At 73.7% G+C, this 26,050-nt stretch carries 17 protein-coding genes; 13 read left to right on the top strand and 4 right to left on the bottom strand.

Going from position 1 to position 26,050, the window contains the following annotated elements:
* Position 1: 1 nt before the first annotated feature.
* The 4 genes from lgt (at position 2) to ACIBCT_RS24185 (ending at position 3,813) form a co-directional block, all read left to right on the top strand.
* Positions 2-1,507, top strand: coding sequence for a prolipoprotein diacylglyceryl transferase (lgt, locus tag ACIBCT_RS24200; RefSeq protein WP_399192089.1), 1,506 nt, complete (start codon positions 2-4; stop codon positions 1,505-1,507).
* A gap of 97 nt (positions 1,508-1,604) precedes the next feature.
* On the top strand, positions 1,605-2,324 hold the full coding sequence (locus ACIBCT_RS24195; RefSeq protein ID WP_399192087.1) for a VIT1/CCC1 transporter family protein: 720 nt from the start codon (positions 1,605-1,607) through the stop codon (positions 2,322-2,324).
* On the top strand, positions 2,321-3,160 hold the full coding sequence (locus tag ACIBCT_RS24190; protein WP_399192086.1) for a hypothetical protein: 840 nt from the start codon (positions 2,321-2,323) through the stop codon (positions 3,158-3,160). The genes ACIBCT_RS24195 and ACIBCT_RS24190 overlap by 4 nt, the downstream gene beginning before the upstream one ends.
* Positions 3,161-3,198: 38 nt before the next feature.
* Complete coding sequence (locus ACIBCT_RS24185) at positions 3,199-3,813, top strand: hypothetical protein (protein WP_399192084.1); 615 nt, start codon at positions 3,199-3,201, stop codon at positions 3,811-3,813.
* On the opposite strand, the gene ACIBCT_RS24180 is transcribed toward ACIBCT_RS24185, so the two are convergent.
* A complete protein-coding gene (locus ACIBCT_RS24180) occupies positions 3,779-5,848 on the bottom strand; it encodes a bis-aminopropyl spermidine synthase family protein (RefSeq protein ID WP_399192082.1) in 2,070 nt (689 codons plus the stop codon). The two genes, ACIBCT_RS24185 and ACIBCT_RS24180, sit on opposite strands and share 35 nt — an antisense overlap.
* Positions 5,849-6,047: 199 nt before the next feature.
* Between ACIBCT_RS24180 and gltB the strand changes: the two genes are divergently transcribed.
* From gltB to ACIBCT_RS24135, 9 genes are all read left to right on the top strand, one after another.
* Positions 6,048-10,553: a glutamate synthase large subunit gene (gene gltB, locus ACIBCT_RS24175; protein WP_399192080.1), complete on the top strand. Its 4,506-nt coding sequence runs from the start codon at positions 6,048-6,050 to the stop codon at positions 10,551-10,553.
* Positions 10,554-10,676: 123 nt separating this feature from the next.
* Complete coding sequence (locus ACIBCT_RS24170; protein WP_399192078.1) at positions 10,677-12,155, top strand: glutamate synthase subunit beta; 1,479 nt, start codon at positions 10,677-10,679, stop codon at positions 12,153-12,155.
* A 149-nt stretch (positions 12,156-12,304) separates the two neighbouring features.
* Complete coding sequence (locus ACIBCT_RS24165) at positions 12,305-14,071, top strand: S8 family peptidase (RefSeq protein ID WP_399192076.1); 1,767 nt, start codon at positions 12,305-12,307, stop codon at positions 14,069-14,071.
* Between the two features lie 145 nt (positions 14,072-14,216).
* The gene (locus tag ACIBCT_RS24160) at positions 14,217-14,636 is read left to right on the top strand and encodes a hypothetical protein (RefSeq protein WP_399192074.1); all 420 of its coding nucleotides are present in this window, start codon (positions 14,217-14,219) and stop codon (positions 14,634-14,636) included.
* A 273-nt stretch (positions 14,637-14,909) separates the two neighbouring features.
* Positions 14,910-16,340 (top strand): pyruvate kinase, encoded by a 1,431-nt coding sequence (gene pyk, locus ACIBCT_RS24155; protein WP_399192072.1) that lies wholly within the window; start codon positions 14,910-14,912, stop codon positions 16,338-16,340.
* A 314-nt stretch (positions 16,341-16,654) separates the two neighbouring features.
* Complete coding sequence (locus tag ACIBCT_RS24150; protein ID WP_344904340.1) at positions 16,655-16,942, top strand: acyl carrier protein; 288 nt, start codon at positions 16,655-16,657, stop codon at positions 16,940-16,942.
* A complete protein-coding gene (locus tag ACIBCT_RS24145) occupies positions 16,939-21,690 on the top strand; it encodes an amino acid adenylation domain-containing protein (protein ID WP_399192069.1) in 4,752 nt (1,583 codons plus the stop codon). Before ACIBCT_RS24150 ends, ACIBCT_RS24145 begins: the two co-directional genes overlap by 4 nt.
* Positions 21,687-22,508, top strand: coding sequence for a thioesterase II family protein (locus ACIBCT_RS24140; RefSeq protein WP_399192067.1), 822 nt, complete (start codon positions 21,687-21,689; stop codon positions 22,506-22,508). Before ACIBCT_RS24145 ends, ACIBCT_RS24140 begins: the two co-directional genes overlap by 4 nt.
* Positions 22,487-23,524 (top strand): LLM class F420-dependent oxidoreductase, encoded by a 1,038-nt coding sequence (locus ACIBCT_RS24135; protein WP_399192065.1) that lies wholly within the window; start codon positions 22,487-22,489, stop codon positions 23,522-23,524. Before ACIBCT_RS24140 ends, ACIBCT_RS24135 begins: the two co-directional genes overlap by 22 nt.
* Here the strand turns inward: ACIBCT_RS24135 and ACIBCT_RS24130 are convergent.
* The 3 genes from ACIBCT_RS24130 to ACIBCT_RS24120 form a co-directional block, all read right to left on the bottom strand.
* Positions 23,422-23,826, bottom strand: a complete 405-nt coding sequence (locus ACIBCT_RS24130; RefSeq protein WP_399192277.1) for a DUF397 domain-containing protein — start codon at positions 23,824-23,826, stop codon at positions 23,422-23,424. The genes ACIBCT_RS24135 and ACIBCT_RS24130 overlap by 103 nt on opposite strands.
* Before the next feature lie 64 nt (positions 23,827-23,890).
* Positions 23,891-24,475: a DUF6461 domain-containing protein gene (locus tag ACIBCT_RS24125; RefSeq protein ID WP_399192063.1), complete on the bottom strand. Its 585-nt coding sequence runs from the start codon at positions 24,473-24,475 to the stop codon at positions 23,891-23,893.
* Positions 24,476-24,603: 128 nt separating this feature from the next.
* On the bottom strand, positions 24,604-25,956 hold the full coding sequence (locus ACIBCT_RS24120) for a DUF1996 domain-containing protein (RefSeq protein ID WP_399192061.1): 1,353 nt from the start codon (positions 25,954-25,956) through the stop codon (positions 24,604-24,606).
* Between the last annotated feature and the right edge of the window lie 94 nt (positions 25,957-26,050).

Genomic DNA, 26,050 nt, shown 5'->3' with positions numbered 1-26,050 from the left:
CATGCCCCTCGCCTCGATTCCCAGCCCCTCCCAGGGGGTCTGGCACCTCTTCGGCGTGGTCCCCATCCGGGCCTACGCACTGTGCATCGTGCTCGGCGTCGTCGTCGCGGTCGTCATCGGTGAACGCCGCTGGCGAGCCCGCGGCGGCCAGCCGGGAACGATCGTGGACCTCGCCGTCTGGGCCGTGCCGTTCGGCCTGGTCGGCGGGCGCATCTACCACGTCCTCACCGACTGGCAGCTCTACTTCGGGGCGGACGCGCCGAACGAGCCGTACGAGGCGCTGTTCATCTGGAACGGCGGCCTGGGCATCTGGGGCGCGGTCGCGCTGGGCGGCGTGGGCGTCTGGATCGCCTGCCGGCGGGCGGGCCTCTCGCTCACCGCGGTGGCCGACACCATCGCCCCCGGCATCGTGATCGCCCAGGGCATCGGCCGCTGGGGCAACTACTTCAACCAGGAGCTGTTCGGCAGCCCCACCGACCTGCCGTGGGGCCTGGAGATCGACCCCGACCGGCCGGGCACGGTGCCGGGCGAGGACACCTACCACCCGGCGTTCCTGTACGAGTCGATCTGGGACCTGGGCCTGGGGGTCATCCTCATCTGGGCGGGCAGCAGGTTCGCGCTCCGCCACGGGCGCCTGTTCGCGCTCTACGTCGCCGGCTACACCGTGGGCCGCTTCTGGATCGAGGGGCTGCGGGTCGACACCGCCCACCACATCCTCGGCCTGCGCCTCAACCAGTGGACCTCGATCATCGTGTTCATCGGGGCGATGATCTACTTCTGGTACGCCAGGAACAGGACCGACGACGAGCCGGTGCTCCCCGCGGGGACCGGCGGGGGCGTCCCGGACGGGGCCGTGGCGTCGGACGAGGACCGCGAGGACCACGAGAACCCCGAGGACCTCACCGCCGGCGGCGTCCGGGAGGGCGCCGGGGACGACACCGCCACGGGGACGCCCCCGGGAGGCGGCACCACCGGCACCACCGGCACTTCTCCGGGCACCACCACCGGCACCACCGGCACCGCCACGGCCCTGGCCACTCCCGGCGAGGAGGGCCTCGTCGACCCGGCGCACCCCTCCGACCAGGCCGAGCCCGCCGAGAAGGCCGTGAGCGCGGCGGCCCGGGAGGGGACGCCCGCGTCCGCTTCGAGCGCGTCCGTGCCGTCACCGGGCACGCTCGCCGCAGACGTCCCGGCAACCCCCGCCGATCCGGCGTCCGCGGATCCGGCCCACCCGGCCGACCAGGCGGAGGCCTCCGAGATCGACGGGCCCGCGAGGACCGGCGGTCCCGCCACGGCCGGTGGCTCCGCCGGGATCGCCGGCACCCCTGGGATCGACGGTCCCGCGGGGACCGGCGGGTCCGCCACGGTCGCGGGTCCCGCCACGGCCGACGGTGCCACCGGTTCCGGGGCGGTGCGCGGTGACGCCGTACCGGCCGTGGCCGGGGGCGACCGCGGTGAGCAGGACGCGGCCGAGACCGTTCCCGAGGGCGGGAAAGAACGACGTTGACGTTCCGTCCATCCATGGTCCGGGTCACCGGATCGCCCGGCGCGGGGACCTTCCCGTGCCGGGCACGGCACGGGCGCCCCGCGCGCCGGAGGGCGGGATGAACGAGGAGGCCCCCCGGCAGGGCGCCGAGATGCACCACCAGCACCGTGACGTCAACGGCGGCTGGCTGCGTCCCTCGGTGTTCGGCGCGATGGACGGCCTGGTCTCGAACTTCGCCCTGATCGCGGGGGTCGCCGGCGGCGGCGCCGGCACCCGGGTCATCGTGCTGGCGGGCGTCGCGGGCCTGGCGGCGGGCGCGTTCTCCATGGCCGGAGGCGAGTACGTGTCGGTGGCCAGTCAGCGCGAGCTGGCCCTGGCCGAGATCGCCATCGAGCGGCGCGAGCTCGAACGCCACCCCGAGGCCGAGCAGGAGGAGCTGGCCAAGCTCTACCGGGACCGGGGCGTCGACCCGGCCGTGGCCGCCGAGGTGGCCCGGCAGATCTCGATGGACCCGGAGACGGCGCTGGAGGTGCACTCCGAGGCCGAGCTGGGGGTGACCTCCCGGGACCTGCCCTCGCCCAGGACCGCGGCCGTCTCCTCGTTCCTGTCGTTCGCCGTGGGCGCGCTCCTGCCGCTCCTGCCGTACCTGCTGGGCGTCACCAGCCTGGTGGCCTCGGCGGTGATCTCGTGCCTGGCGCTGTTCGGCGCGGGCGCGCTCGTCTCCCGGGTCACCGCGCGCAGCTGGTGGTACAGCGGGCTGCGCCAGCTCGTGGTGGGCGTGGTCGCCGCGGCCCTGACCTTCGCCCTGGGCACCCTGCTGGGAGGAACCGGACTGTGACCACCCCCGCCACCCCCCCTCCCGCCCCCGCCCGCAAACGCCGCCGCTCCTCCGGCCCCGCGGAGTCGTGGAGCATCCCCCGGCTGGAGGAGTGGGGCCTGACCCGCACCCAGCAGCGGTTGCTGCTGATCCTCGGCTCGGTGGCGGGCGTGCTGATCGCCGCGGTCGCCCTCACCATGGGGATCTCCGCGATCGGCAACGACTTCGAGCCCGAGCGGGCCACCGCCTCGGTCATCGGCACCGAGCCGCGGCCCGACGCCTACCGGGGCTGGCCCTCCTCGGCGGTGTTCGGGCCCATCGCGCAGAGCAAGGCCGACCCCCGGCCGCTGACGCTCAAGGAGCTCTTCCCCGCCCGGACCCTCAAGGAGGGCAGGACCACGCTGCGGCTGGCGGGCACCCGGCTGGAGAGCGACTGCGCGGGCGCGGTCTGGGGGCAGGGGGTCGTCGACCTGCTCGTCCGGGGCGGCTGCACCCAGGTGGCCAGGGGCCTGTACGCCAGCGCCGACGGCCGATACGTCGCCCAGTACACGCTGTTCAACCTCCGCGACGCCGCCTCGGCCGACGCGCTGGTGAACGGCCTGACCACCCTGCACCGGGGCGGCTGGGTACGGCCGCTGGAGTCGGCCAGGGCCGCGTTCCCCTCCGGTGGCCACACCGAGTCCAGCGGTCACGCCATGGGCCACTACGCCGGGCTGGTCTGGTTCAGCCGGGCCGACGGCGCCGAGCCGACCCCCAGGGACGACTTCGTCTCCCTGGCCCTGACGGTCCGCGGCACCGAGAAGGCGATCTTCCGCCGGATCGTCGCCGTGGCCCCGGTCCCGGCTCCCTCCAGGTAGTCACCGATGCACCGCGCGTCACAGTAGGCTCTGTCGTCATGCGCACGTGGATCACCGTCGTCGTCCTGGCCGTGGTCGCGGGGGCCGGGATCTTCCTGTGGCTGGGGGACGAGCCCGCACCGCGCGCGGCCGTCCTGCGCGCCGAGACCGGCACCGCCCACTACGCGCCCATCGCCACCCGCGTCCTCGACCCCCGGCCGCTGACCGTCGCCGAGCTGTTCGACCGGCCGACGGTGTCGGCGGGCACCACCCGGCTCGCCCTCCAGGGCACCGAGGACCTCGCCGACTGCGCCGAGGCCGCCTGGGGAGGCGCGCGGGACGCGCTCGGCGGCTGCACCCAGGTGCTGCGGGCCCGGTACGAGACCGAGGACGGCACGGTCTGGGGCCAGTTCGTGATCTTCAACCTCGCCGACTCGGCCGCCGCGGACGCCCTGGTGGCGGCGCTCGGGCGCGACGGCTTCGTCCGCCCGGCCCCCGGCGCGCCCGGGGGCCTCGACGGCGCGCACGGCTGGGCCCAGGTCCGTGCGCTGGGCCACTTCGTCACGGTGAGCTGGGTGGGCCCCGTGGTGCAGGGGAAGCGGCCCGACCTCACCTACCCACAGGTGGCGCTGGACGGCCTCAGCCTGGTGATCCAGCGACGGCTGGTGCGCTGAGGGAGTCCCGCACCGCGGCCGGGAGCTCCAGCAGGCGGTGGGCGGGCAGCTCCAGCACGGTGACGTCGGCCGCCCAGGGGGCGACGGCGGTGACGACCGCCCTGGCCTGCTTCTTCGTCAGGTCGCCCCGGGCGCCGATCAGGGCCTCGCGCCAGGTGTTGGCGAGCTTGCCGTGCGCGTTGTCCAGGATCCGGCGCAGGATCCGCTCGGCGTCCCCGGCCGGCTCGGCGTTCCCGGCCCGCGCGGCGTTCCCGGCCCGCGCGGTGTCCCCGGCCGGTTCGGCGTCCCGGTCCCGCGCGGTGTCCGGCGCGGTCGTGGTGCTCCCGGGCCTTCCGGCTCCCGGGACGGGCGGTGCCACCCGTACGGCGCGGACGCCGGTGCCCTCGGCGGTGAGCCGGTAGACGGGGGAGAGCAGGTCGGCGGGGAGCTCGCGGACGGCCGAGGCCAGGGTGACGCGCACCTCCCGGGCCCGGGTGGCCAGCAGCAGCCGGGGCAGCGCGGCCTCCAGCCCGGCCGGGACGGAGATCGCCACCCGGGCCGGGTCGCTGGCGTACGGCTTGGCCAGCCAGGTCGTCAGGCGCGCCCGGGGGAGCCTGGGCAGCACGTCCCGCGGCCAGTCGCCCACCAGCACCTCCGGCACGAAACCGTCGTCCGCGCCGGGGTCCCGCCCGCCGGCGGCCGTGGCGGAGGCGGGCGCGGAAGGGGGCGCCGTGGCGGGGGAGGACGCGCCGGGGGAGCCGGCCGACTCCACCGACTGCGGGCCCCGGGTGTAGATCGCGGTGGCGGCGGCCTCGACGCGGGACGCCACGGCGGGCCAGGTCTTCGTGGTGGGACGCAGGACGTACAGGTCGGCGGCCGAGCCGATCGCCTCGGCGCCGAGGTAGCGGTTGAAGTCCGGGTAGATCGCCTCGTTGACGAGGTTGAGCCCGGACAGGGCCTGCTGCACCTTCAGCGCGAGCGCGGGGGTGCGCTCACTGGCCCCGTACGCCAGCAGGATCCGGCCGCGGTCGCGGTCGCGCAACCCCTCGGCGCCGCGGGCGACGAACAGCGCGACCCCCTCGGGGGTGTAGGGCGGGTCGGTGATCGCCAGGTCCGCCCAGGCGTGCGCCGAGGCGGGCAGGCCCAGCCGCAGGTCGGCCCAGCGGGTCCGCACGGCCAGGCCCAGCCGGTCGGCCTGGTCGGAGATGTAGGCGAGGATGCGCTCGTCGATGTCGGCCACGGTCACCTCGACGCCCGGGTGCAGCAGGGCGGTGGCCAGCGAGGTCAGGTCGTGGTCGCCCACGCAGAGCAGCCGGGCGCCGTCCAGCCAGAACCGGGCGTCCAGCAGCAGGGCCCGCCGGACCACGGTCTCCCCGGTGGCGGCGACGTGGTCCAGCGCGTGGCGGCCCCGGGGCGCCTTGGCGATCAGCTCGTCCATCAGCGCGACCAGGTCGGCGTGGCCGGGCAGGAGATGCGCGACCGGGTCCGCCGGGGAGACGGCGCCGGGCCCCGGCCCCTGTGTCCTCTGCGTCCCCGATGTGCCCGGCGTCCCGGACGGCGCAGCGGGCGCGGAGGGGAGCCGGAAGCGGGCCCCGGACCTCTCCAGCCGCTCGTCCACCTCGCGCAGCAGCTCCTCGACGGTCCGCCGGGACGTCGCGGTCTCCCTGACCAGGTCGGCGAGCGTCCACCAGCGGCCGTCCGACAGCGCCACCAGCGCGTTCCGCAGCCGCCTGCCGTCGATGCCCGCCCGCGCGACGAGCGCCATGGCCCCCTCGCCGGGCCCGGAGGCGCAGGGAGGGCCGGCGGCGGCGGAGGCCGCGAGGGCGGCGAGCGCCGGAGCGGGACCGGGCGCGGCGGGGGCTCGATCGGGATCGGAAGGGCGGGCCTGGCCGGAACCGGACGCGGAGACCTGATCGGGATCGGACGCGGAGGCCCGATCGGGCGCGGGACCCGAGGCGGAGTCCGGGGCGTTCCCCGACACGCCCGAGGGGCCCGCGGTGGTGGCGGTTGTCAGATCGGCGGGCTCGCCCGACGGCACGGGGACGCTCGGTTCCATCAGGCCACCTTAGAGCCCCGACCTGGAATGTCGTGCCGCCGGAGCGCGTTCAATGAAACGGGCGAATCGCCCTTAATTCGCGCTACCAAGACCGGGTAGGCAGTTATCCGGCAGGGTACGGTAACCTCTACCCACCACGCAGCAGGGCCAACGTCGTCCCTTGCTTGTTCCAAAGAAGCAAGACGACGGGAGGGATTCAATGCCTGCTGCCCACCTCGGCTTTCCCGAGCCTCAGGGCCTGTACCACCCCTCGCACGAGCACGACGCCTGTGGCGTCGCCATGGTCGCCGACGTGGCCGGTCGCCGCAGTCACGACATCGTCGCGAAGGCCTTGACCGCGCTGTGCAATCTCGACCACCGGGGGGCCCAGGGTAGCGAGCCGGACACCGGGGACGGGGCCGGCATCCTCACGCAGATCCCGGACACCTTCCTGCGGGTGGTGGCGGACTTCCCGCTGCCCGAGGCCGGTGCCTACGCGGTCGGCACGGCGTTCCTGCCCGCCGACGCCCAGGCCCGCGGGACCGCCGTGCGGCTGATCGAGGAGATCGCCGCAGAGGAGGGCCTGACGGTCCTCGGCTGGCGGGACCTGCCGACCACCCCCGACCTGCCCGGACCGAGCGCCCGCGCGGTCATGCCCTTCTTCGCCCAGCTGTTCGTGACCTCACCGAACGGTGAGACCGGCCTGGAGCTGGACCGGCTGGTCTTCTGCCTGCGCAAGCGGGCCGAGCACGAGGCGGACGTCTACTTCCCCTCGCTGAGCTGCCGGACCATCGTCTACAAGGGCATGCTCACCCCGCTGCAGGTGGAGCGGTTCTTCCCCGACCTGACCGACGAGCGGTACGAGTCCGCCATCGCGCTGGTCCACTCGCGTTTCTCCACCAACACCTTCCCCTCCTGGCCGCTGGCCCACCCGTACCGCTACGTCGCGCACAACGGCGAGATCAACACGGTCAAGGGCAACCGCAACTGGATGCGGGCCCGCGAGGCCATGCTGCAGACCGCGAACCTGCCGGGCGACCTGGCGCGGCTCTTCCCGATCTGCGACCCGGACGGCTCCGACACCGCCTCCTTCGACGAGACGCTGGAGCTGCTGCACCTGGCCGGTCGCCGGCTGCCGCACGCGGTGCTGATGATGATCCCGGAGGCGTGGGAGAACCACACCGAGATGGACCCGGCGCGCCGGGCGTTCTACGAGTTCCACTCCACGATGATGGAGGCCTGGGACGGCCCCGCCTCGATCACCTTCTCCGACGGCACCCTGGTCGGCGCGGTCCTCGACCGCAACGGCCTGCGCCCGGGACGGTTCTGGGTCACCGCCGACGGCCTGGTCGTGCTGGCCTCCGAGGCCGGCGTGCTCGACATCGCGCCGCAGGACGTGGTCCGCAAGGGCCGCCTGCAGCCCGGCCGGATGTTCCTGATCGACACCTCCCTCGGCAAGATCATCGAGGATGACGAGATCAAGGCCGAGCTCGCGGCCGAGCTGCCGTACGCGGACTGGCTGCACGCCGGGCTGGTCCGCTTCGAGGAGCTGCCGGTCCGCGCGCACGAGGTGCCCACGCACGAGGCGCTGATCAAGCGGCAGCAGACCTTCGGCTACACCGAGGAGGAGCTGCGGATCATCCTGGCGCCGATGGCGAAGGCGGGCGCCGAGCCGATCGGCTCGATGGGCACCGACACCCCCGTCGCGGTGCTCAGCGAGCGGCCCCGGCTGCTGTTCGACTACTTCAGCCAGCTGTTCGCGCAGGTCACCAACCCGCCGCTGGACGCCATCCGCGAGGAGCTCGTCACCTCCCTGGCCAGCACCATCGGCCCCGAGGGCAACCTGCTCGAACCCGGCCCGGCCTCCTGCCGCCAGCTCGTGCTGCCCTACCCGGTGATCGACAACGACGAGCTCGCGAAGATCATCCACATCAACGACGAGGGCGCGCTGCCGGGCTTCCACCCGCGCGTGATCTCCGGGCTGTACCCGGTCGCGGGCGGCGGCGAGGCGCTGCTGCACCGCCTGGAGGAGATCCGCGCCGAGGTCTCGGCGGCGATCGAGGGCGGGGCGCGGATCATCGTGCTCTCCGACCGCGGCTCGTCCGAGGCGCTCGCGCCGATCCCGTCGCTGCTGCTGACCGGCGCCGTGCACCACCACCTGATCGCCGAGAAGACCCGTACCCGGGTCGGCCTGGTCGTCGAGACCGGCGAGGCGCGCGAGGCGCACCACATGGCGCTGCTGATCGGCTACGGCGCGGGCGCGGTGAACCCGTACCTGGCCATCGAGACCGTCGAGGACATGGTCGACTCGGGCGTGCTCCAGGCCGACCGGCACAAGGCGGTGCGCAACCTGATCAAGGCGTACGGCAAGGGCGTGCTGAAGGTCATGTCCAAGATGGGCGTGTCCACGGTGGCCTCCTACACCGGCGCTCAGATCTTCGAGGCGCTGGGCCTGAGCCAGGAGGTCGTCGACGCCTGTTTCACCGGGACCACCTCCCGGCTGGGCGGCGTCGGCTTCGACGTGCTGGCCGAGGAGGCGGCGCTGCGGCACCGCCGCGCCTACCCCCGGGCGGAGAACCCCCACCGCCGCCTGGAGGTCGGTGGCGAGTACCAGTGGCGCCGCGAGGGCGAGCCGCACCTGTTCAACCCCGAGACCGTCTTCAAGCTGCAGCACGCCACCCGCTCGCGCCGCTACGAGATCTTCAAGGAGTACACCGGCCTGGTGGACTCCCAGGCGGAGAAGCTGATGACGCTGCGCGGCCTGTTCAGGCTCAGGGAGGGCGTCCGCGAGCCGGTCCCGATCGACGAGGTCGAGCCGATCAGCGAGATCGTCAAGCGCTTCTCCACCGGCGCCATGTCGTACGGCTCCATCTCGATGGAGGCGCACGAGACCCTGGCCATCGCGATGAACCGGCTGGGCGGCAAGTCCAACACCGGTGAGGGCGGCGAGGACCCCGAGCGGCTGCACGACCCGGCCCGCCGCTCGGCCATCAAGCAGGTGGCCTCCGGCCGGTTCGGCGTGACCTCGGAGTACCTGGTCAACGCCGACGACGTGCAGATCAAGATGGCGCAGGGCGCCAAGCCCGGCGAGGGCGGCCAGCTGCCCGGCCACAAGGTCTACCCGTGGATCGCCAAGACCCGGCACTCCACCCCGGGCGTCGGCCTCATCTCGCCGCCGCCGCACCACGACATCTACTCCATCGAGGACCTCGCCCAGCTCATCCACGACCTGAAGAACGCCAACCCGTCCGCCCGCGTGCACGTCAAGCTGGTGGCCGAGGTCGGGGTCGGCACGGTCGCGGCGGGCGTGTCCAAGGCGCACGCCGACGTGGTGCTCATCTCCGGCCACGACGGCGGCACCGGCGCCTCCCCGCTGACCTCGCTCAAGCACGCGGGCTCGCCCTGGGAGCTCGGCCTGGCCGAGACCCAGCAGACGCTGCTGCTCAACGGGCTGCGCGACCGCATCACGGTGCAGGTCGACGGCCAGCTCAAGACCGGCCGCGACGTGGTCATCGCCGCCCTGCTGGGCGCGGAGGAGTACGGCTTCGCCACCGCACCGCTGGTCGTCTCCGGCTGCGTGATGATGCGCGTCTGCCACCTGGACACCTGCCCGGTCGGCGTCGCCACCCAGAACCCCGAGCTGCGCCGGCGCTTCACCGGCAAGCCCGAGTTCGTGGTCAACTTCTTCGAGTTCGTCGCCCAGGAGATCCGCGAGTACCTGGCCGCGCTGGGCTTCCGCAGCCTGGAGGAGGCCGTCGGCCACGCCGAGCTGCTCGACACCACCCCGGCGGAGAACCACTGGAAGGCCGCCGGGCTGGACCTGGCGCCGATCCTGCACATGCCCGAGCTGCCCGAGGGCGCCTCGCTGCGCCGTACGGTGGCCCAGGACCACGGGCTGGACCGGGCGCTGGACAACACGCTGATCCAGCTCGCCGAGGGCGCGCTCAAGACCGGCAGCAGGGTCACCCTCGACCTGCCGATCCGCAACGTCAACCGCACGGTCGGCACCATGCTCGGCCACGAGGTGACCAAGCGGTACGGCGGCGCGGGCCTGCCCGACAACACCATCGACGTCCGCTTCACCGGCTCGGCGGGCAACTCCTTCGGCGCCTTCCTGCCCCGGGGGATCACGCTGCGGCTGACCGGCGACGCCAACGACTACGTGGGCAAGGGCCTGTCCGGCGGCCGGATCTCGGTCGCCCCGCACGACGTGGCCCCGCTGGAGGGCCACATCATCGCCGGGAACGTCGGCCTGTACGGGGCGACCTCCGGCGAGGCGTTCATCCGCGGCGTCGCGGGGGAGCGGTTCTGCGTCCGAAACTCCGGTGCCACCGCGGTGGTCGAGGGCGTCGGCGACCACGGCTGCGAGTACATGACCGGCGGCAAGGTGGTCGTCCTGGGCGCGACCGGACGCAACTTCGCGGCCGGCATGTCGGGCGGCGTCGCCTACCTGCTCGACCTGGACACCGACCGGGTCAACCGCGAGATGGTCGAGGTCGAGGAGCTCGACGAGACCGACTCCGAGGCGCTGCGCGAGATCGTCGAGGCGCACCTGACCGAGACCGGCTCCACCGTGGCCAAGGCGCTGCTGGCCGACTGGGACCCGTCCCGCTTCCGCAAGATCATGCCGACGGACTACAAGCGGGTCCTGCGGGCCGCCGAGTCCGCCCGGCTGGAGGGCCGCGACATCGACGAGGCCGTCATGACCGCCGCGGTGCAGGCATGAGGCCGGCACCGGGGCGGATCCGCCCCCTCGGCTCCGGACCGGCGAGGGGAACGGCCGCGCGCGGCCGCTCCCGCCGGGTCCACACCGTCCAGCTCGAAAAGGGATATCGGGGAGGTACGACCGATGGCTGACCCCAAGGGTTTTCTCACTCACGGACGCGAGCTGCCGGCCCGCCGCCCGGTGGACGTGCGCATCCGCGACTGGCGGGAGGTCTACCAGGACTTCCCCAAGCCCGCGCTGGCCAAGCAGGCCGCGCGCTGCATGGACTGCGGCATCCCGTTCTGTCACAACGGCTGCCCGCTGGGCAACCTGATCCCCGAGTGGAACGACCTGGTCTACCGGGACGACTGGCGCGAGGCCATCGAGCGCCTGCACGCCACCAACAACTTCCCGGAGTTCACCGGGAGGCTGTGCCCGGCCCCGTGCGAGGCCGCGTGCGTGCTCGGCATCAACTCCGACCCGGTCGCGATCAAGCGGGTCGAGGTCGAGATCATCGACCGTGCCTTCGACGAGGGCTGGGTCACCCCCCAGATCCCCGCGTCCAAGACCGGCAGGCGCGTCGCGGTCGTCGGCTCGGGCCCCGCGGGCCTGGCCGCCGCCCAGCAGCTCACCCGGGCCGGTCACGACGTGGTGGTGTTCGAGCGCGCCGACCGGATCGGGGGCCTGCTGCGCTACGGCATCCCCGAGTTCAAGATGGAGAAGCGCCACATCGACCGCCGCCTGGCCCAGATGCGGGCCGAGGGCACCGAGTTCCGTACCGGCGTCAACGTCGGCGTGGACATCACGGCGGCGCGGCTGCGCGAGGAGTTCGACGCGATCATCCTCGCCGGTGGCGCGACCCAGTGGCGGGACCTGCCGGTCGCCGGGCGCGACCTCAAGGGCGTCCACCAGGCGATGGAGTACCTGCCGCCGTCCAACAAGGTCCAGGAGGGCGACTTCCCGGTCTCGCCGATCAGCGCCGAGGGCAAGCACGTCGTGGTGATCGGCGGCGGTGACACCGGCGCCGACTGCATCGGCACCGCGATCCGCCAGGGGGCCGCCTCGGTCACCCAGCTGGAGATCATGCCCCGGCCCCCGGAGGCGCGTCCCGGCAGCCAGCCGTGGCCCACGTTCCCCATCCTGTTCAAGATGGAGAGCGCCCACGAGGAGCTGGCCGAGAGCGGCGGCGACCGGGTGTACGCGGTCTCCACCACCGAGTTCGTCGGCGACGCCGACGGCAACGTCCGGGCGCTGCGCCTGGTCGAGGTGGAGGGGCCGGCGAACGGGTTCAAGCCGGTGCCCGGCTCCGAGCGGGAGATCCCGGCCGAGCTGGTCACGCTCTCCATGGGCTTCGTGGGCCCGGAGCGCGGCGGCCTGCTGGACGAGCTCGCCGAGGCCGCCGGGGGCGAGTTCTTCGACGCCCGGGGCAACGTCGCCAGGGACAGGGGCTACATGTCCTCGGTCGACGGCGTCTTCGTCGCCGGTGACATGGGCCGGGGCCAGTCCCTGATCGTCTGGGCGATCGCCGAGGGACGCTCGGCGGCCTCGGCCGCCGACGGCTACCTCACCGGCCGTACGGCGCTGCCGGTGGCGATCCCGCCGACCGCGCGGCCGATGGTCTAGATCGTGCGGGGGCCGGTCCGCTCGCCGGGCCGGCCCCTCGCGCGTCCGGAGCGCCCCACCGACGAAAGCGCGTAAAGTACGACTTCCGCTATTTATGATGAATATGACGGAAAAATAAATATCTTGGTCGGGCCAGGTGCGGAGGACGGATGAAGCGCGGTATCAGAGGCCTGACGGGGGCGGCGACCACGCTGACCCTGGCGGCGACCCTCACGGCGGGAGCGCTGGGCGGCGAGGCCACGGCCGCGGCGGGCCAGACCCGCGAGTACCTGGTCTTCTACGCCGACGGCGCCCGTGACGGCGCCGCCGCCGCGATCGCCGCGAACGGCGGCACGGTGCTGTCGGGCGACCCCAGGCTCGGCTACCTCGTGGCCGGCGGCCCGGGGACGCGCTTCGTGGAGGGGCTGGCGGCCAGCGCCGCCGTCGAGGGCGTCTCCTCCGACCGCAGGATCGGCACCGCCACAGCGCTCACCACCGGGCTCACCACCGGGCTCACCCCCGCCACGTCCACCGGAACCTCCACGGTCGTCTCTGCGGTCTCCGCGACCTCCGGGGGCGGTGCGCCGCTGTCCTTCCCGCCGTCCGACATCCTCGGGCAGGCGGGCACGCCCGGCGGCTCCACCTCGGCCGGCACCGCGCCGGAGCCGCTGGCCGGCCGCCAGTGGGACATGAAGCTGATCGGCGCCACCACCAGCGGGTCCTACGCCACCGCGCCGGGCAGGAAGGAGGTGCTGGTCGGCGTCATCGACACCGGCATCGACGGCACCCACCCCGACATCGCGCCCAACTTCAACCGCGCCCTGAGCCGCAACTTCGTCACCGACCGGCCCAAGGACCCCAACGGCAAGGTCCTGGACGGGCCGTGCGAGGTCGCGAGCTGCAAGGACCCGGTCGACCGGGACGACGACGGCCACGGCACCCACGTGGCCAGCACCATCGCCTCCCCGATCAACGGCGTGGGCATCGCCGGCGTCGCCCCCAAGGTCTCCCTGGTGAACCTGCGCGCGGGCCAGGACTCCGGGCTGTTCTTCCTCAAGCCCAGCATCGACGCGCTCACCTACGCCGCCGACAACGGCATCGACGTGGTCAACATGAGCTTCTACGTCGACCCGTGGCTGTTCAACTGCAAGGCCAACCCCGGCGACTCCAAGGCCGAGCAGGCCGAGCAGCGCGGCATCATCACCGGCATGCAGCGCGCCCTCGACTACGCCCGCAAGCGGGGCGTCACCCTGATCAGCGCCATCGGCAACGGCTCCACCGACCTGGGCAGGCCCAGCAAGGACACGACCAGCCCCGACTATCCCAAGGACACCGAGCGCACCCGCAAGGTCGACAACTCCTGCCTCAACGTCCCGGCCGAGTCCAAGGGCGTCATCTCGGTCTCCTCGGTCGGCCCGACCACGCGCAAGGCCTACTACTCCGACTACGGCCTCGAGCAGACCGACCTGTCGGCCCCCGGCGGGGACGAGTTCGACGGCGGCAGGACCTACGACCCCGCCAAGGGCATCCTGGCCGCCGCGCCGAAGAACGCGCTCCAGGCCAAGGGCCAGATCGGCGCCGACGGCACGCCGAAGGACGACTCGGTCGTCCGGCAGTGCGCGAACGGCACCTGCGCCTACTACCAGTACCTCGTCGGCACCTCCATGGCCGCCCCGCACGCCACCGGCGTCGCCGCCATCCTGATCGGCCGCTTCGGCAAGAAGGCCAAGGACGGCGTCACCATGGCCCCCGGGGACGTCCAGCGCCTGCTGTACTCCACCGCCACGGAGAAGGCCTGCCCCTCCCCGCGCGCCTACACGTACAAGATCGACCTGGTGAAGGACGAGACGCACCGGTGCGAGGGGCCCGCGACGCGCAACGGCTTCTACGGCCACGGCATCGTCAACGCCAAGGCGGCCGCCACCGTCGCCCGCTGAGTCCCGCTGAGTTCCGGGGCGCGCGGGGTCGTCACCCCGCGCGCCCGGCGGGGGCGCCAGGTTCAAGAGAGGACCAACGGGCGGATGCCCCGGGCGTGAGCGGGAAGGAGAACGGTTCCGGCTCCGTCTCGTCACTGGGGGACCCATGAGACTCCTGTCGCGCCCGCACCAGCTCCCGACCAGGATCGCCGCCGGTGTGATCATCCTGAACTCCGGGCTGGCCAAACGCTCCGCCGGGCCCGAGGCCGCCGAGGGACTGCACGGCATGGCCGCGGGCACCTACCCCTTCCTGAAGGACCTGGAGCCGGCCAGGTTCGTGCGGCTGCTCTCCACCGCCGAGATCGCCCTCGGGGCCGCGCTGCTGGTCCCGGTGGTGCCGTCGCTGCTGGCGGGCGCCGCGCTGACCGCGTTCGCCGGGGGACTGCTCGGCCTGTACCTGAGGACACCGGGCATGCGCGAGGAGGGCACCCTGCGCCCCTCCCAGCAGGGCCTGACGATCGCCAAGGACGTCTGGCTGCTGGGCATCGGCACCGGCCTGGTCGTGGAGGAGATCACCCGCGACTGACGCGCCCGCACCGCCTCGCGTTCCTTTCCGGAGTGCCCGGGTCCTCGCGCGCGCCACGGCCTCCGGGGCGGGACGTTTCCCGCGGGCGCCCCGGCTGCCGGCAGGGCCGGTCCCCATGGAGGGCCCGGCCGGCGTACGGGCAGGTCGCCGCGGGTGCCCGGCGTCGATTCGCAACCTGGCGTTCACCGACGGTAGCGTGATGTCACCGATTTTTTCATCGGCGCTCTGACCAACGTCACGACCAAGTGGTCTGTACCAATTAGGGTGGGATCCGTGACTCGTCGCGCGAAAATCGTCTGCACTCTCGGCCCTGCCACCTCCTCTCCCGAACGCCTACGCGAACTGATCGTGGCGGGGATGGACGTGGCCCGTTTCAACCTCAGCCACGGCAGCCACGAGCTGCACAGGGAGGTATACGACCGGCTGAGGGAGGCCGCCGCCGAGCTCGGGCGGGGCGTGGGGCTGCTGGCCGACCTGCAGGGTCCCAAGATCCGGGTCGGCAAGTTCGAGGACGGCCCGGTCCGCCTCGGCTTCGGTGACGTCTTCACGATCACCACCGAGGAGGTCCCGGGCGACCGCGAGCAGGTCTCCACGTCCTACCAGGGACTCCCCAAGGACGTCAGGCCCGGGGACAACATCCTGGTCGACGACGGCCGCGTCCGTCTCGAGGTGACCCGGGTCGACGGCCAGCGCGTGACCACCCGCGTGGTCGTCGGCGGCATGATCTCCGACAACAAGGGCCTCAACCTGCCCGGCGTCAACGTCAGCGCCCCGGTCCTGACCGACAAGGACGAGACCGACCTGCGCTGGGCCCTGCGCACCGGCTTCGACCTGGTCGCCCTCTCCTTCGTCCGGCGCCCCTCGGACGCCGACGTGGTGCGCAACATCATGGAGCAGGAGGGCATCCGCCTCCCGCTGCTCGCCAAGATCGAGAAGCCGCAGGCCGTGGAGCGGCTCCCCGAGATCATCGAGGCCTTCGACGGCATCATGGTCGCCCGCGGCGACCTCGGCGTCGAGCTGCCGCTGGAGGAGGTGCCCATCGTGCAGAGGCGCGCCATCGAGCTCTGCCGCGAGAAGGCCCGCCCGGTCATCGTGGCCACCCAGATGCTCGAATCCATGATCACCGCCCCGCGCCCCACCCGCGCCGAGGCGTCCGACGTCGCCTACGCCGTCATGGACGGCGCCGACGCGGTGATGCTCTCCGGGGAGACCTCGGTCGGCAACTATCCCATCGAGGTCGTCGAGACGATGAGCCGCATCGCCACGACCGCGGAGAAGAGCTCGCTGCAGGCCACGCACAGCCTCCACCGGCTGCCGGAGACCACCGGCGGCGCCATCGCCCGCGCAGCGGCCGAGGTCGGCGCCATCGTCGGCGCCAAGGCGCTGGTGGCGTTCACCATGTCGGGCGAGACGGCCCGGCGCCTGGCCCGCTACCGCTCGCCGATCCCGCTGCTGGCCTTCACCTCCGCCCCCCACGTCCGCAACCAGCTCGCGCTGACCTGGGGCGTGGAGACCTTCGAGGTGCCGTTCGTGCACCACACCGACGACATGGTCCGCCAGGTGGAGGCCTCGCTGCTGGCCAACTCCCGCCTGGAGAAGGGCGACAAGGTCGTCATCGTCGCCGGCTCACCTCCCGGCACCGCCGGTTCCACGAACGCCCTGCGCGTGCACACCATCGGTGCGGCGGTCTCCAACCCCGCCTGATTCCTTCCGACCCGCTCCGACCCGTTTCCGACCCGTACGGCCACCGCTTCGGCGGTGGCCGTACGCGTGTTCGAGGGCCTCCGTCCGGTCACGATTCAAAAAGGCGAAAAATATACCCTTGTCGTGTCCGAATAGGTGTCAGAGGATCGGTCCATGGCGTGCCCGGAATCGGGCCGCCCCACGAACTGAACGAGAGGCACCGGATGATCCAGGGCAGTCGGCCGGGAGGAGCGGAGTCGCGACGCGAAGAGGCGGCGGGCAGACCGCCGGGCCTCCCCGGGCACCGCGTCTCGGCCGCCGACACGGTCGCGGAGATGATAGAGGCGCGCCTGGGACGGCCCGTCGACCCCGACGAGAACTTCTTCGAGGCCGGGCTGAACTCCATGGCACTGGTCGAGCTGCACGCCGACCTCACGGGCGTGCTCGGCCTCGACTTCCCGGTCACGTCGATGTTCACCCGGCCCAACGTGCGGGCGCTGAGCCGCCTCGTCGAGGGCGCGCAGGAACCGGTGAAGAGCGAGCCCCCGCGCCTGCGTCCCGTCGGCGGCAGCCGCCGGGACGTGCGCTCCCGCATCCGCCGCGACGGCGGGTCGCCTCGGTGACGGACACTTCGCCGATCGCCGTGATCGGCACGGGCTCACACGCGTCGCTCCCCGCCGACCCGGCCGAGGCCGTACGCGGCGCCGGGACGGCGGGGGACACCGCGGCGGTACGGAACGCAGGGGGCGGACAGGACGCCCGGGGGGCCGGTGGCGTCACGGGCGCCACCGGCGCCGGGAACGGGCCGCAGAACGCTCCAGGGGTCCTGGACGCGGCCGTGGAGGCCGCCCTGGAGGACGCCGGGCACGACCCGGCCCGCCCGCCCGGCGTGCTCGCGCTGCACGACACCGCCGAGGCCGCCTGCCTGGCCCTGGCCTCGGGCGCCTGCGACCTCGCGGTGGCCCCGGCCGGGCCGCACCTGCGCGGCGTCGCCGGACCGGGCGTCCGGATCGTGCTCCGGCGCCTGGACGACGCCCTGCTCGACGGCGACCTGGTACGCGCCGTGATCGACGTCCCGATCGACACCGTGACCGGCTCCGGTTCCGGTTCCGGTTCCGGTTCCGGTTCCGCGGCAGGTTCCCCGACAGGTTCCGGTCCCGCCCGCAGCGGGCCCGGATCGTCCGGCCGGGAGCCGTCCGCGTCCGGGGCGTCGCCGACCGTGCGGGACGGCTTCCCGCCGGTCCACCTGCCCGCCGACTCCCGGCCCCGCGCCGTGGTGTGGTCGGGCCGCACGGACGAGGAGGTCGAGACCGTACGGGCCGGGCTGGCGGAGTTCTTCGCCGCCCTGCCGGCCGACCGGTTCGCCGACGCCGTGGCCGTCCTGCAGCGGGGCCGCACCGCGCACCCGGTACGGGGAGCGGTCGTGGCCGCGACCCCGGCCGAGGCCGCGCGGGCCCTGGCCTCGGCCTCCGCCGGAGTGGCGGACGGCGCGGCCGGTGCCGCCTTCGTCTTCCCCTCCGGTGGCGCCGGACGGCTGGGCGCCTCCCTCTACGGGACGGAGCGGCTGTTCAGCGAGGCCATGGACGTCTGCCTGGAGGGCTTCGAGCGGCACGGCGTCGACCTCCACGACGCCTGGCTCGCCGGGGAACGCGACGACGACCCGGTGACGTTCGCGGTCACCCACGCGCTGGCGGCGACCCTGACCGGCTGGGGGATCACCCCCCTCGCCTGCTCGGGGGAGGGCGTCGGCGAGCTCACCGCCGCGGTCCTGTCCGGAGCCGTGGACCTCGACGAGGCGATCGCCCGCCTGGCCTCCTCCACACCGGTCCCCGGGCCGGTCGCCACCTCCGGGACCTCCGCCGCGGATCCGGCGACGTCACCGTCCCTGCTGGTCGGGACGGCCGGGGAGCGCGCCGGACGGGCCGCCGCCGGGACGACCCTCGACTGCGGTGACGACCGGCACGGCCTGCTCGCGGCCGTCGCCCGGCTGTGGACCCTCGGCTGCCCGGTGGACTGGGTCGCGCTCGACCCCGACCACCCCTTGCAGCGCCTGCCCGTCCCCGGCCGGTACGGCACCGCCGCACCGGCCCGGACGCCGGACCCCGTACCGGCCCGGGTGCCCGCCGCGGCACCGGGGACCGTCGCCCCCGCGCCCGCCCCGACCGGCCGCGAGACCGGGGACGCGGGGACGGCCGGGGACTCCGGCCTGGAGCCGGGGGAGCGGCCCGCGACTGCCGGGCCCCCGCTGCCCTCGCCCGAGGGTCTGCCCGAACCCGAGGAGCCGCTGCGCAGGCCCGAGGCGGTCCCGTACTCGTTCTGGGTGCTGGAGCAGCTCGCCGGGTCGAGCGGGGTGTCCAACCTCGCGGTGGCGTTCAGGACCCGCGAGCCGCTGCGCAGGCTCCCGCTGCAGATCGCGGTGAACCGGCTGCTCAAGCGGCACCCGGCGCTGCGCCTGCGGTTCCCCGAGGTGGACGGCGCGCCCGTGCGGCACCTCACCGCCCCCAAGGACGCGCAGATCAAGCTGGTCAACGCGGCCACCACCGAGGAGACGCTGGTCGCCGACCTGCAGGCGTTCCTGGACGTGCCCTTCGACCTGGACCGCGACCTGCTGTTCCGGGCGGGGCACTTCACGCTGCCCGACGGCGGCGGCAGCGTGGTCTGCCTGGTCGCGCACCACATCATCGTGGACGCCACCTCGATGCAGTTCCTCGTGGAGGAGCTGGGCGGCTTCTACGACGCGCAGACCAGCCAGGAGCCGCTCCCGGCCGCGCTCACCGGCACCGCGCCCATGCTGGAGCCGGGACGGGCCTCACGCGGTTCGCTGGAGTACTGGCTGGACCGGCTCCGCGACGTCGACCCCGCCGCGATGGTGCTGCCCGGCAGCAGGCCCTCGCCCGCCCGGCCCACCTTCGCCGGGCACACCTGCTCGTGGGAGGTGGACGCCGACACCCGCCGGGCCCTCGACACGCTCCGGACGGGCCTGCGCACCACCGACAACATCGTGCTGGCGGCGGCGTTCATGCTCACCCTGCGCGCGCACGGCGCCGGCCCCGACCTGGTGGCCGCGATGCCCGTCACCACCCGCACGGCCGCGATGCGCGGACACGTCGGCTACGGCGTCAGCACGCTGCCGATCCGGGTGCTCGCCGACCCGGACGAGGACTTCCCGGCCCTGGTCCGGCGGGTCGAGGACGCCTTCTTCGAGGCGGTCGAGCACGCCGACGCCTCGGTGGAGGCGGTACTGGTCGAGCGCGGGCACGACACCGGTGACTGGCGGGTGCCGCTGTTCCGGCACATGTTCAACTACCGGCCGTGGACCGACGAGCAGGTGAGCATCCAGGGCTCGGTCCCCGAGTACGTCGAGGACCTGTTCGACCGCAGCCGCCTGGACCTGCAGTGCATCGCGGTGCAGGAGCCCGGCAGGCTCACCATCCGCGTCTGGCACAGCACCGAGGTCCACGACGAGGCCGAGATCGCCGCGTTCGTCGCCAGGATGACCGCGCTGCTGCGCCGGGCCGCCGAGGAGGGCGGGCGCCCGCAGCGGGCACTGGAGGCGATGGCCGCCTCCGACCGCGACCTGCTCGACCGGCTCAACGACACCGCGCGTACCTGGCAGGGCCCGCCCACGCTGCCGGAGAGGATCGCCGCCCGTACCGGGACCGCGATCCGCGACGGGGAGCGGGAGGTCGGCTACGACGAACTGCTCGCCTGGGCGGTCACGGTCAGGGACACGCTGGCCGCGCACGGCGTCGGGACCGGCGACATCGTGGCCCTCGGCCTGCCCCGCTCGGCCGAGACGGTCGCCGCCGTGCTGGGGGTCTGGGCGGCCGGGGCCGCCTACCTGCCGCTGGACCCGCGCCAGCCCGAGCTGCGCCTGGCCTACCAGGTGGAGGACTGCCGCGCCCGGCTGGTGATCTCCGACGCCGACGCCCCCTGGGCGGGGGAGGTCCCGGTGATCGCGATGCCCGCGTCCCCGGTGACCGGCGCCCAGGACGCGGGGGGTGCGAACGGCGCGTCCGCGCACCGGCCGGACCCGGCCGAGCTCGCCGCGGCGATCACCGGCGGCTCCGTCGCGTACGTGATCTACACCTCGGGCTCCACCGGCCGTCCCAAGGGGGTCGCCGTCACCCACGGCAACCTGGCCAACCTCGTGCTGGACTTCGCCGACCGGCTCGGGGCCGGGGCGTCGGACGCGGTGCTGTGGTCCACCACCACCTCGTTCGACATCTCCGCGCTGGAGCTGATGCTGCCGCTGGTCGTCGGCGGCACCCTGGTCGTCGCCTCCGACGACGACCAGCTCCAGCCGCGCAGGTTCCTGGAGCTCATCGCGGCCCGGGACGTACGGGTGGTGCAGGCCACCCCGACGGCGTGGCGGCTCATCGCCCCGGAGGCGGGCGACGAGCTGGACGGCAGGATCGTGCTCTGCGGCGGCGAGCCCATGCCCGCCGCGCTCGCCGCCGACCTGCTCGGCCTGGGCTGCCGGCTGTTCAACGTCTACGGCCCGACCGAGACGACCATCTGGTCCACCGCCGCGGAGATCACCGCCCCGCCGTCCGACCCGGTGCCGATCGGGGTGCCGCTCGCCAACACGCGCCTGTTCGTCCGGGACGCGGACGGGCGCGAGGCCCCGCCGGGGGTGCCGGGCGAGCTGTGCGTGGCCGGCGACGGGGTGAGCGCCGGGTACGTCAACCGGCCCGAGCTCACCGCGGAGCGGTTCGGGGAGCACCCCCGCCACGGGCGCTTCTACCGCACCGGGGACATGGCCCGGCTCAGGCACGACGGGGCCCTGGAACTGCTGGGCCGCGACGACCGCCAGATCAAACTGCGCGGCCACCGGATCGAGCTGGGCGAGATCGAGGCGGTGCTGCACCACCACGACACCGTCAAGGTCGCGGCCGTCATCGTGCACGACGAGCGGCTGGTGGCGTTCGTGCAGCCCACGTCCATGCCCGACGAGGAGACGGGCGCGGCCCTGCACCAGGAGCTGTGGCGCTACGCCGGGACGCGGCTGCCGGACTACGCGGTGCCCTCGGGGATCGTGCTGGCCGGGGAGCTCCCCATGACGGCCAACGGCAAGATCGACCATCGGGCGCTGACCGTTCCCGAGGACGACTCGCCCGCCGCCCCGCAGGCCCCGGCGAGCTCGGAGCTCGCCGAGGGGGTGCTGCGGCTCTGGCGGGAGGCGTTGCGCCGCCCGAACCTGGGCGAGCACGACAACTTCTTCCTCAACGGGGGCCACTCGGTGCTCGCGGTGCGGCTCATCGCCCCCCTGGAGGACCTCGCCGGTCACCCGATCGGCGTGCGCGCGGTCTTCGACCATCCCACCCCGGCCGAACTGGCCGCCTACATCCAGGAAGGGGCCAGGTCGTGACCTCCTCCCCGTGGTTCGTGCCGGTGGGGGAGCGGCGGGAGGGCCGCATCCGCCTGTACACCTTCCCCAACGCGGGCAGCGGCCCGGCCTCGCTCACCGGCCTGGCCGAGCGCTTCCCCGACGAGGTCGAGGTGTGGGGGCTGAACCTGCCCGGCCGCCAGGCCAGGCTGGCCGAACCGCCGCCGGACGACCTCGACGCGCTCGTCGACGCCTTGGCCCGCGACCTGCTGGCGACGGCACGGGAGCCGTACGCGCTGTTCGGCTACTGCAGCGGCGCGCTGCTGGCCTACCTGGTCTGCCGCCGCCTGGCCGAGCTCGCGCCGTCCCCTGGTCCGGGTTCGGGTCCGGTCTCCGGGGCGGCACCGGGGGCCGGCGAGGCTCCGGCCGGTGCCGGGCCGGTGCGGCTGCTGGTGGGCTCCTTCGCCGCGCCGGACGTCACGCTGCTGCTGCGCAGGCTGCCGTCCCTGCCCTCCTGGCTGTTCTGGGACCAGCTCATCGAGCTGGGCGGGGTCCCGGCGGAGGTCGCCGAGCGCGAGGTGCTCCGGCCCCTCCTGGAGCCCGCCCTGCGCGCCGACTTCGGCATGCTCGCCGGGTACCGGCACCGCCCCGGGCCGCCGCTGCCCACCCCCATCACCGTCCTGTACGGCAGCCGCGACGGCTCGGTGTCGCGCGGCGGGCTGCTCGGCTGGCGCAGGCAGAGCGCCCGGCCGCTCGCGCTGCGCGAGCTGGAGGCGTCACACTGGCTGGCCGAGGAGGTCCCCGACCTGCTCGCCGCCGTCATAGCAGAGGAGATCGGATGCGTCTCGGTTACAGCATGAGCTACTGGGGCGGGGCCGGTCTCGGACCGGCCGACCACCTCGCCCTGGTCCGCGAGGCCGAGCGGCTGGGCTACGAGTCGGTGTGGGCCGCGGAGACCTACGGCACCGACCCGGCGAGCCTGATGGCCTGGATCGCCGGGCAGACCGAGCGGATCGGGCTCGGCACCGGCGTGCTGCAGATGTCGGGCCGCAAGCCCGTGGTGGCCGCGATGACGGCCGCCACCATCGACCAGGTCTCCGGCGGCCGGGCCCGCCTGGGCGTGGGCGTGTCCGGGCCGCAGGTGGTGGAGGGCTGGCACGGCGAGCGGTTCGACCGCCCGCTGGCCCGCGCCCGCGACTACCTGTCGGTCCTGCGCCTGGCCCTGGAGGGCCGTCCGGTGAGCTACGCGGGCGAGACGATGACGCTGCCGCTCCCCGGAGGCCAGGGCAAGGAGCTCTCGCTGGGCGTCTCCCCGGTGCAGAAGCACCTTCCCGTCTACCTGGGCGCGATGGGCCCGGAGACGACCGCCCTGGCGGGGGAGCTGGCCGACGGCTGGCTGGCGATCCACTTCCCGCCCGAGCACCTGGCCGAGCGCACGGCGCACCTGCGCGCCGGTGCGGCACGGGCCGGCCGCAGTCTGGACGGCTTCGACGTCGCGCCGATGATCCTCACCCTCGTCGACGAGGACGAGGAGCTGGCCTTCGACATGATGCGGCCGATGCTCGCCCTCTACCTGGGAGGCATGGGCTCGCGCCGGACCAACTTCTACAACCGGCTGGCCCGCTCCCTGGGCTTCGAGAAGGAGGCCGAGGCGATCCAGGAGGCGTTCCTGGCCGGACGCCAGGGCGAGGCCATGTCGCTGCTCCCGGACGGCCTGGTCGACGCGATGACGATGTGCGGGCCGCCCGGCAAGCTCCGCGAGCGCGTCGCCGCCTACCGCGAGGCGGGCGCCACCAGCCTGGTCGTCGGCCTGGTAACCCCGACCCTGCGGCTGCGCATGGAACAGCTCGAACTGGTCGCCGACCTGGTGACCTGACCTTTCGGCCCCCGCCGTCGTCGGACCGCCGGACACCGGCTCCGGTGACGGCGGGGGACACCGGGAGAACACGCGGCGTTCGAGCGCGTCCCCGGTCCTGACGGCGAGGGGCCCCGCCGGGACTCACGCGTCGCTTTCAGGTCCTGCCCCGAGGACCGACCGGTCGGCGCGGGTGAGGACGACCCCGGGGCCGCCGGGTTTCTTGAATCGCGGGCGGCCACGACGTCCTCCAGGTGCGTGACCTCCACGCGGTCACCGTCGGCTCCGCCGAGCGAGCTCCTGCGCCACGCGGCGGTGGTCAGGTCTGCCGCTCCACCTGCTCCGAGCTGCGGCTTCGGGACGGAAAGGGCCCGCTGCCGGACGACGTCACGACGTGGCCGGGGCCGGGGCCGGGGCCGGGACGACGCCCCACATGAACGTGGAGCCCTTCAGCAGTCGTTCCGTCACCCTGATCCCGGTCAGGTGCTCGACGAGCAGGAACGCCGGCCCCTCGTACAGGTAGGAGAACGACGGGTAGAGCCTGCCGATCTCCACCAGCGTGCCCAGGAGTTCGCCCGGGTCCTCCGGAGGATGTTCCTCGTCGAATCCCCAGGAGAACCGGATCTCGCCGTTCTCGCACCAGGTGAAGTAGTCCAGGCCCTTGATGGCGAGGGCGGCCTGGGAGACGAGGCGGGTGCCCTCGGAGAGCCGAGTGATCACGTCTTCGAGGGTGCAGAGCCAGCCGGAGTCGAAGACGAACGTCCAGTCGCCGATGGAGGTGACGCCGAGAGGCTCTCCGGGGTGCGGGTGGTGGTCCGGGTCGTCGGGGAAGGGGCCCGGGGTGAAGTCCTGCCATCGGCCGCCGAGGCGGGTGACCACCTGTTCCGGTGTGGCACGGACGTAGACGAAGCTGTAGCACTCCTCGCCGTACTCGCCGCGGAGCCAGGAGGTGTCGGGGGGCTGCATGGTCATGCCGTCATGCTGCCTGCCGCCACCGACAGATACGGAACCCGGGCACGACCCCACCTCGCCCGCTCAGGCGGGGGCCGCGGCCGGGGGCAGGACCCCGGCCGCGGGGTGGTTCAGAGCCGCAGGGTGGTTCAGAAGGTTCCCGCGGTGTTGCACTTGGCGCTCTGCACGATGCAGTCCCTGACCCGGTGGCCGAGCGCGTTCTCGTTCCAGGCGTTGAAGAAGTCGCCGTGCATCGAGGAGGCCATGCCCGACGCCAGGCGGAAGCCGTCGGCGCTGCCCCTGGTCGGGTAGGAGATGACGAACGAGACCGAGGGGATGGCGACCGGGTGGTCACCGCCGCACGCGCCGGTGTGGGCGTAGGCCACGTGCGACTTGTGGTTCGGGCTGTCCAGGTGGGCGCCGTCCCAGCAGTCGGGGAAGACGAGCTGGAACATCAGGTTGGCGGTCGGGGCGCACACCGGCCAGTTGCCGTCGGCGCTGCGCCCGATCTCGCCGCCGGGTCCGGCGCAGTAGAACTGGTTGACCGAGCCCTTGGGGGTGGGCACCTGCGACGTGGCGCTTCCGGCGATCATGCGGAAGCCCGTCGGGAACGGCACGGTCTTCGTCGCGTCCGCCAGGCGCGAGCCGTAGTGGACGATCACGTCCTTGGGCTCGATGGCCTTGTCGCGCTCGTACAGGGTCGGGATCCAGTACGCCGACGGGTTCGCCGCCGGTGCGCAGCTCGTCGCGGTGTCGGCGAGCAGGCTCTGCGTGGTGGTGGAGGCGTCGGCGCCGCGGTTGCCCACGAAGGTGTGCATGTGGGAGGCGCCGGGCAGGCCGGGGAAGACGATCGGGTCGTCGGGCCTGGAGTGGCTGTAGGCGCAGGTGGCGTTGAACTCCGGCACCCGTACCACGTGGCCGGGCACCGGGGCCGGGGTCATCGCCCTGAACGCCGTGAGCTGGGCGTTCCACGCCGCCTGGTCGATGCCGACCCAGCCGTTGCCGGAGGGGGCGCCGGTCGCGAAGGAGAACCAGTTGATGTTGACGAAGTCGCCGGCCGTGGTGTTGCGCATGACGGCGAACACCGTCTGCGCGCCGGGCGGGTGGGTGGCGGCGGTCGCGGTCGCGGTGACCCAGTTCTGCCAGCCCGCGTTCGTCGTGATCGGGAGGCTCGCCAGCAGCGGCCCGGTCAGGGACCCGGTGCGCAGCTCGACCGTGCCCGAGCCGACGGCGGAGGCGACGCGGGCGGAGACCGTCAGCGGACCGGTGCCCAGGTCGACGCCGTCGAAGCGCATCCAGTCACCCGAGGCGAGGTAGGCGGCGTTCTGGCCGCCACCGGTGTCGGCGGTCGCCTCCACCTGCACGCCGGACTGGGCGGCGTACGACTCCGCCTGGACGACGGCGGTGGCGGCCTGCGCGGCGGGATGGGTGAGGGCGGCGGCGCCGCCGGCGGCGAGCACGACCGCCGTCAGAGTGCGCAACAGGACCTGTGGTCTTCGCACGGGGATTCCTTCCGGACACGGGGGGTGTGAGGCGGGGGCGACCGGCATGCCCGCCGGTGGGCGCGGCGAGTGGCGATGGGGCTTCCGGGACATC

Source organism: Streptosporangium sp. NPDC050855, assembly GCF_044456585.1.
In the GTDB taxonomy this organism is placed as follows: Bacteria; Actinomycetota; Actinomycetes; order Streptosporangiales; family Streptosporangiaceae; genus Streptosporangium; species Streptosporangium longisporum.
The sequence above is the reverse complement of the archived record's forward strand: the minus strand, read 5'-3'. Positions and strand labels throughout refer to the sequence as shown.

What these genes read in the sequence shown, in the direction of transcription:
- ACIBCT_RS24125 (WP_399192063.1), bottom strand. Translation starts at nt 24,475, where the DNA reads ATGACCATGCAGCCCCCCGACACCTCCTGGCTCCGCGGCGAGTACGGC.
- ACIBCT_RS24160 (WP_399192074.1), top strand. Translation starts at nt 14,217, where the DNA reads ATGAGACTCCTGTCGCGCCCGCACCAGCTCCCGACCAGGATCGCCGCC.
- lgt (WP_399192089.1), top strand. Translation starts at nt 2, where the DNA reads ATGCCCCTCGCCTCGATTCCCAGCCCCTCCCAGGGGGTCTGGCACCTC.
- ACIBCT_RS24195 (WP_399192087.1), top strand. Translation starts at nt 1,605, where the DNA reads ATGAACGAGGAGGCCCCCCGGCAGGGCGCCGAGATGCACCACCAGCAC.
- ACIBCT_RS24180 (WP_399192082.1), bottom strand. Translation starts at nt 5,848, where the DNA reads ATGGAACCGAGCGTCCCCGTGCCGTCGGGCGAGCCCGCCGATCTGACA.
- ACIBCT_RS24135 (WP_399192065.1), top strand. Translation starts at nt 22,487, where the DNA reads ATGCGTCTCGGTTACAGCATGAGCTACTGGGGCGGGGCCGGTCTCGGA.
- ACIBCT_RS24150 (WP_344904340.1), top strand. Translation starts at nt 16,655, where the DNA reads ATGATAGAGGCGCGCCTGGGACGGCCCGTCGACCCCGACGAGAACTTC.
- ACIBCT_RS24185 (WP_399192084.1), top strand. Translation starts at nt 3,199, where the DNA reads ATGCGCACGTGGATCACCGTCGTCGTCCTGGCCGTGGTCGCGGGGGCC.
- ACIBCT_RS24165 (WP_399192076.1), top strand. Translation starts at nt 12,305, where the DNA reads ATGAAGCGCGGTATCAGAGGCCTGACGGGGGCGGCGACCACGCTGACC.
- gltB (WP_399192080.1), top strand. Translation starts at nt 6,048, where the DNA reads ATGCCTGCTGCCCACCTCGGCTTTCCCGAGCCTCAGGGCCTGTACCAC.
- ACIBCT_RS24170 (WP_399192078.1), top strand. Translation starts at nt 10,677, where the DNA reads ATGGCTGACCCCAAGGGTTTTCTCACTCACGGACGCGAGCTGCCGGCC.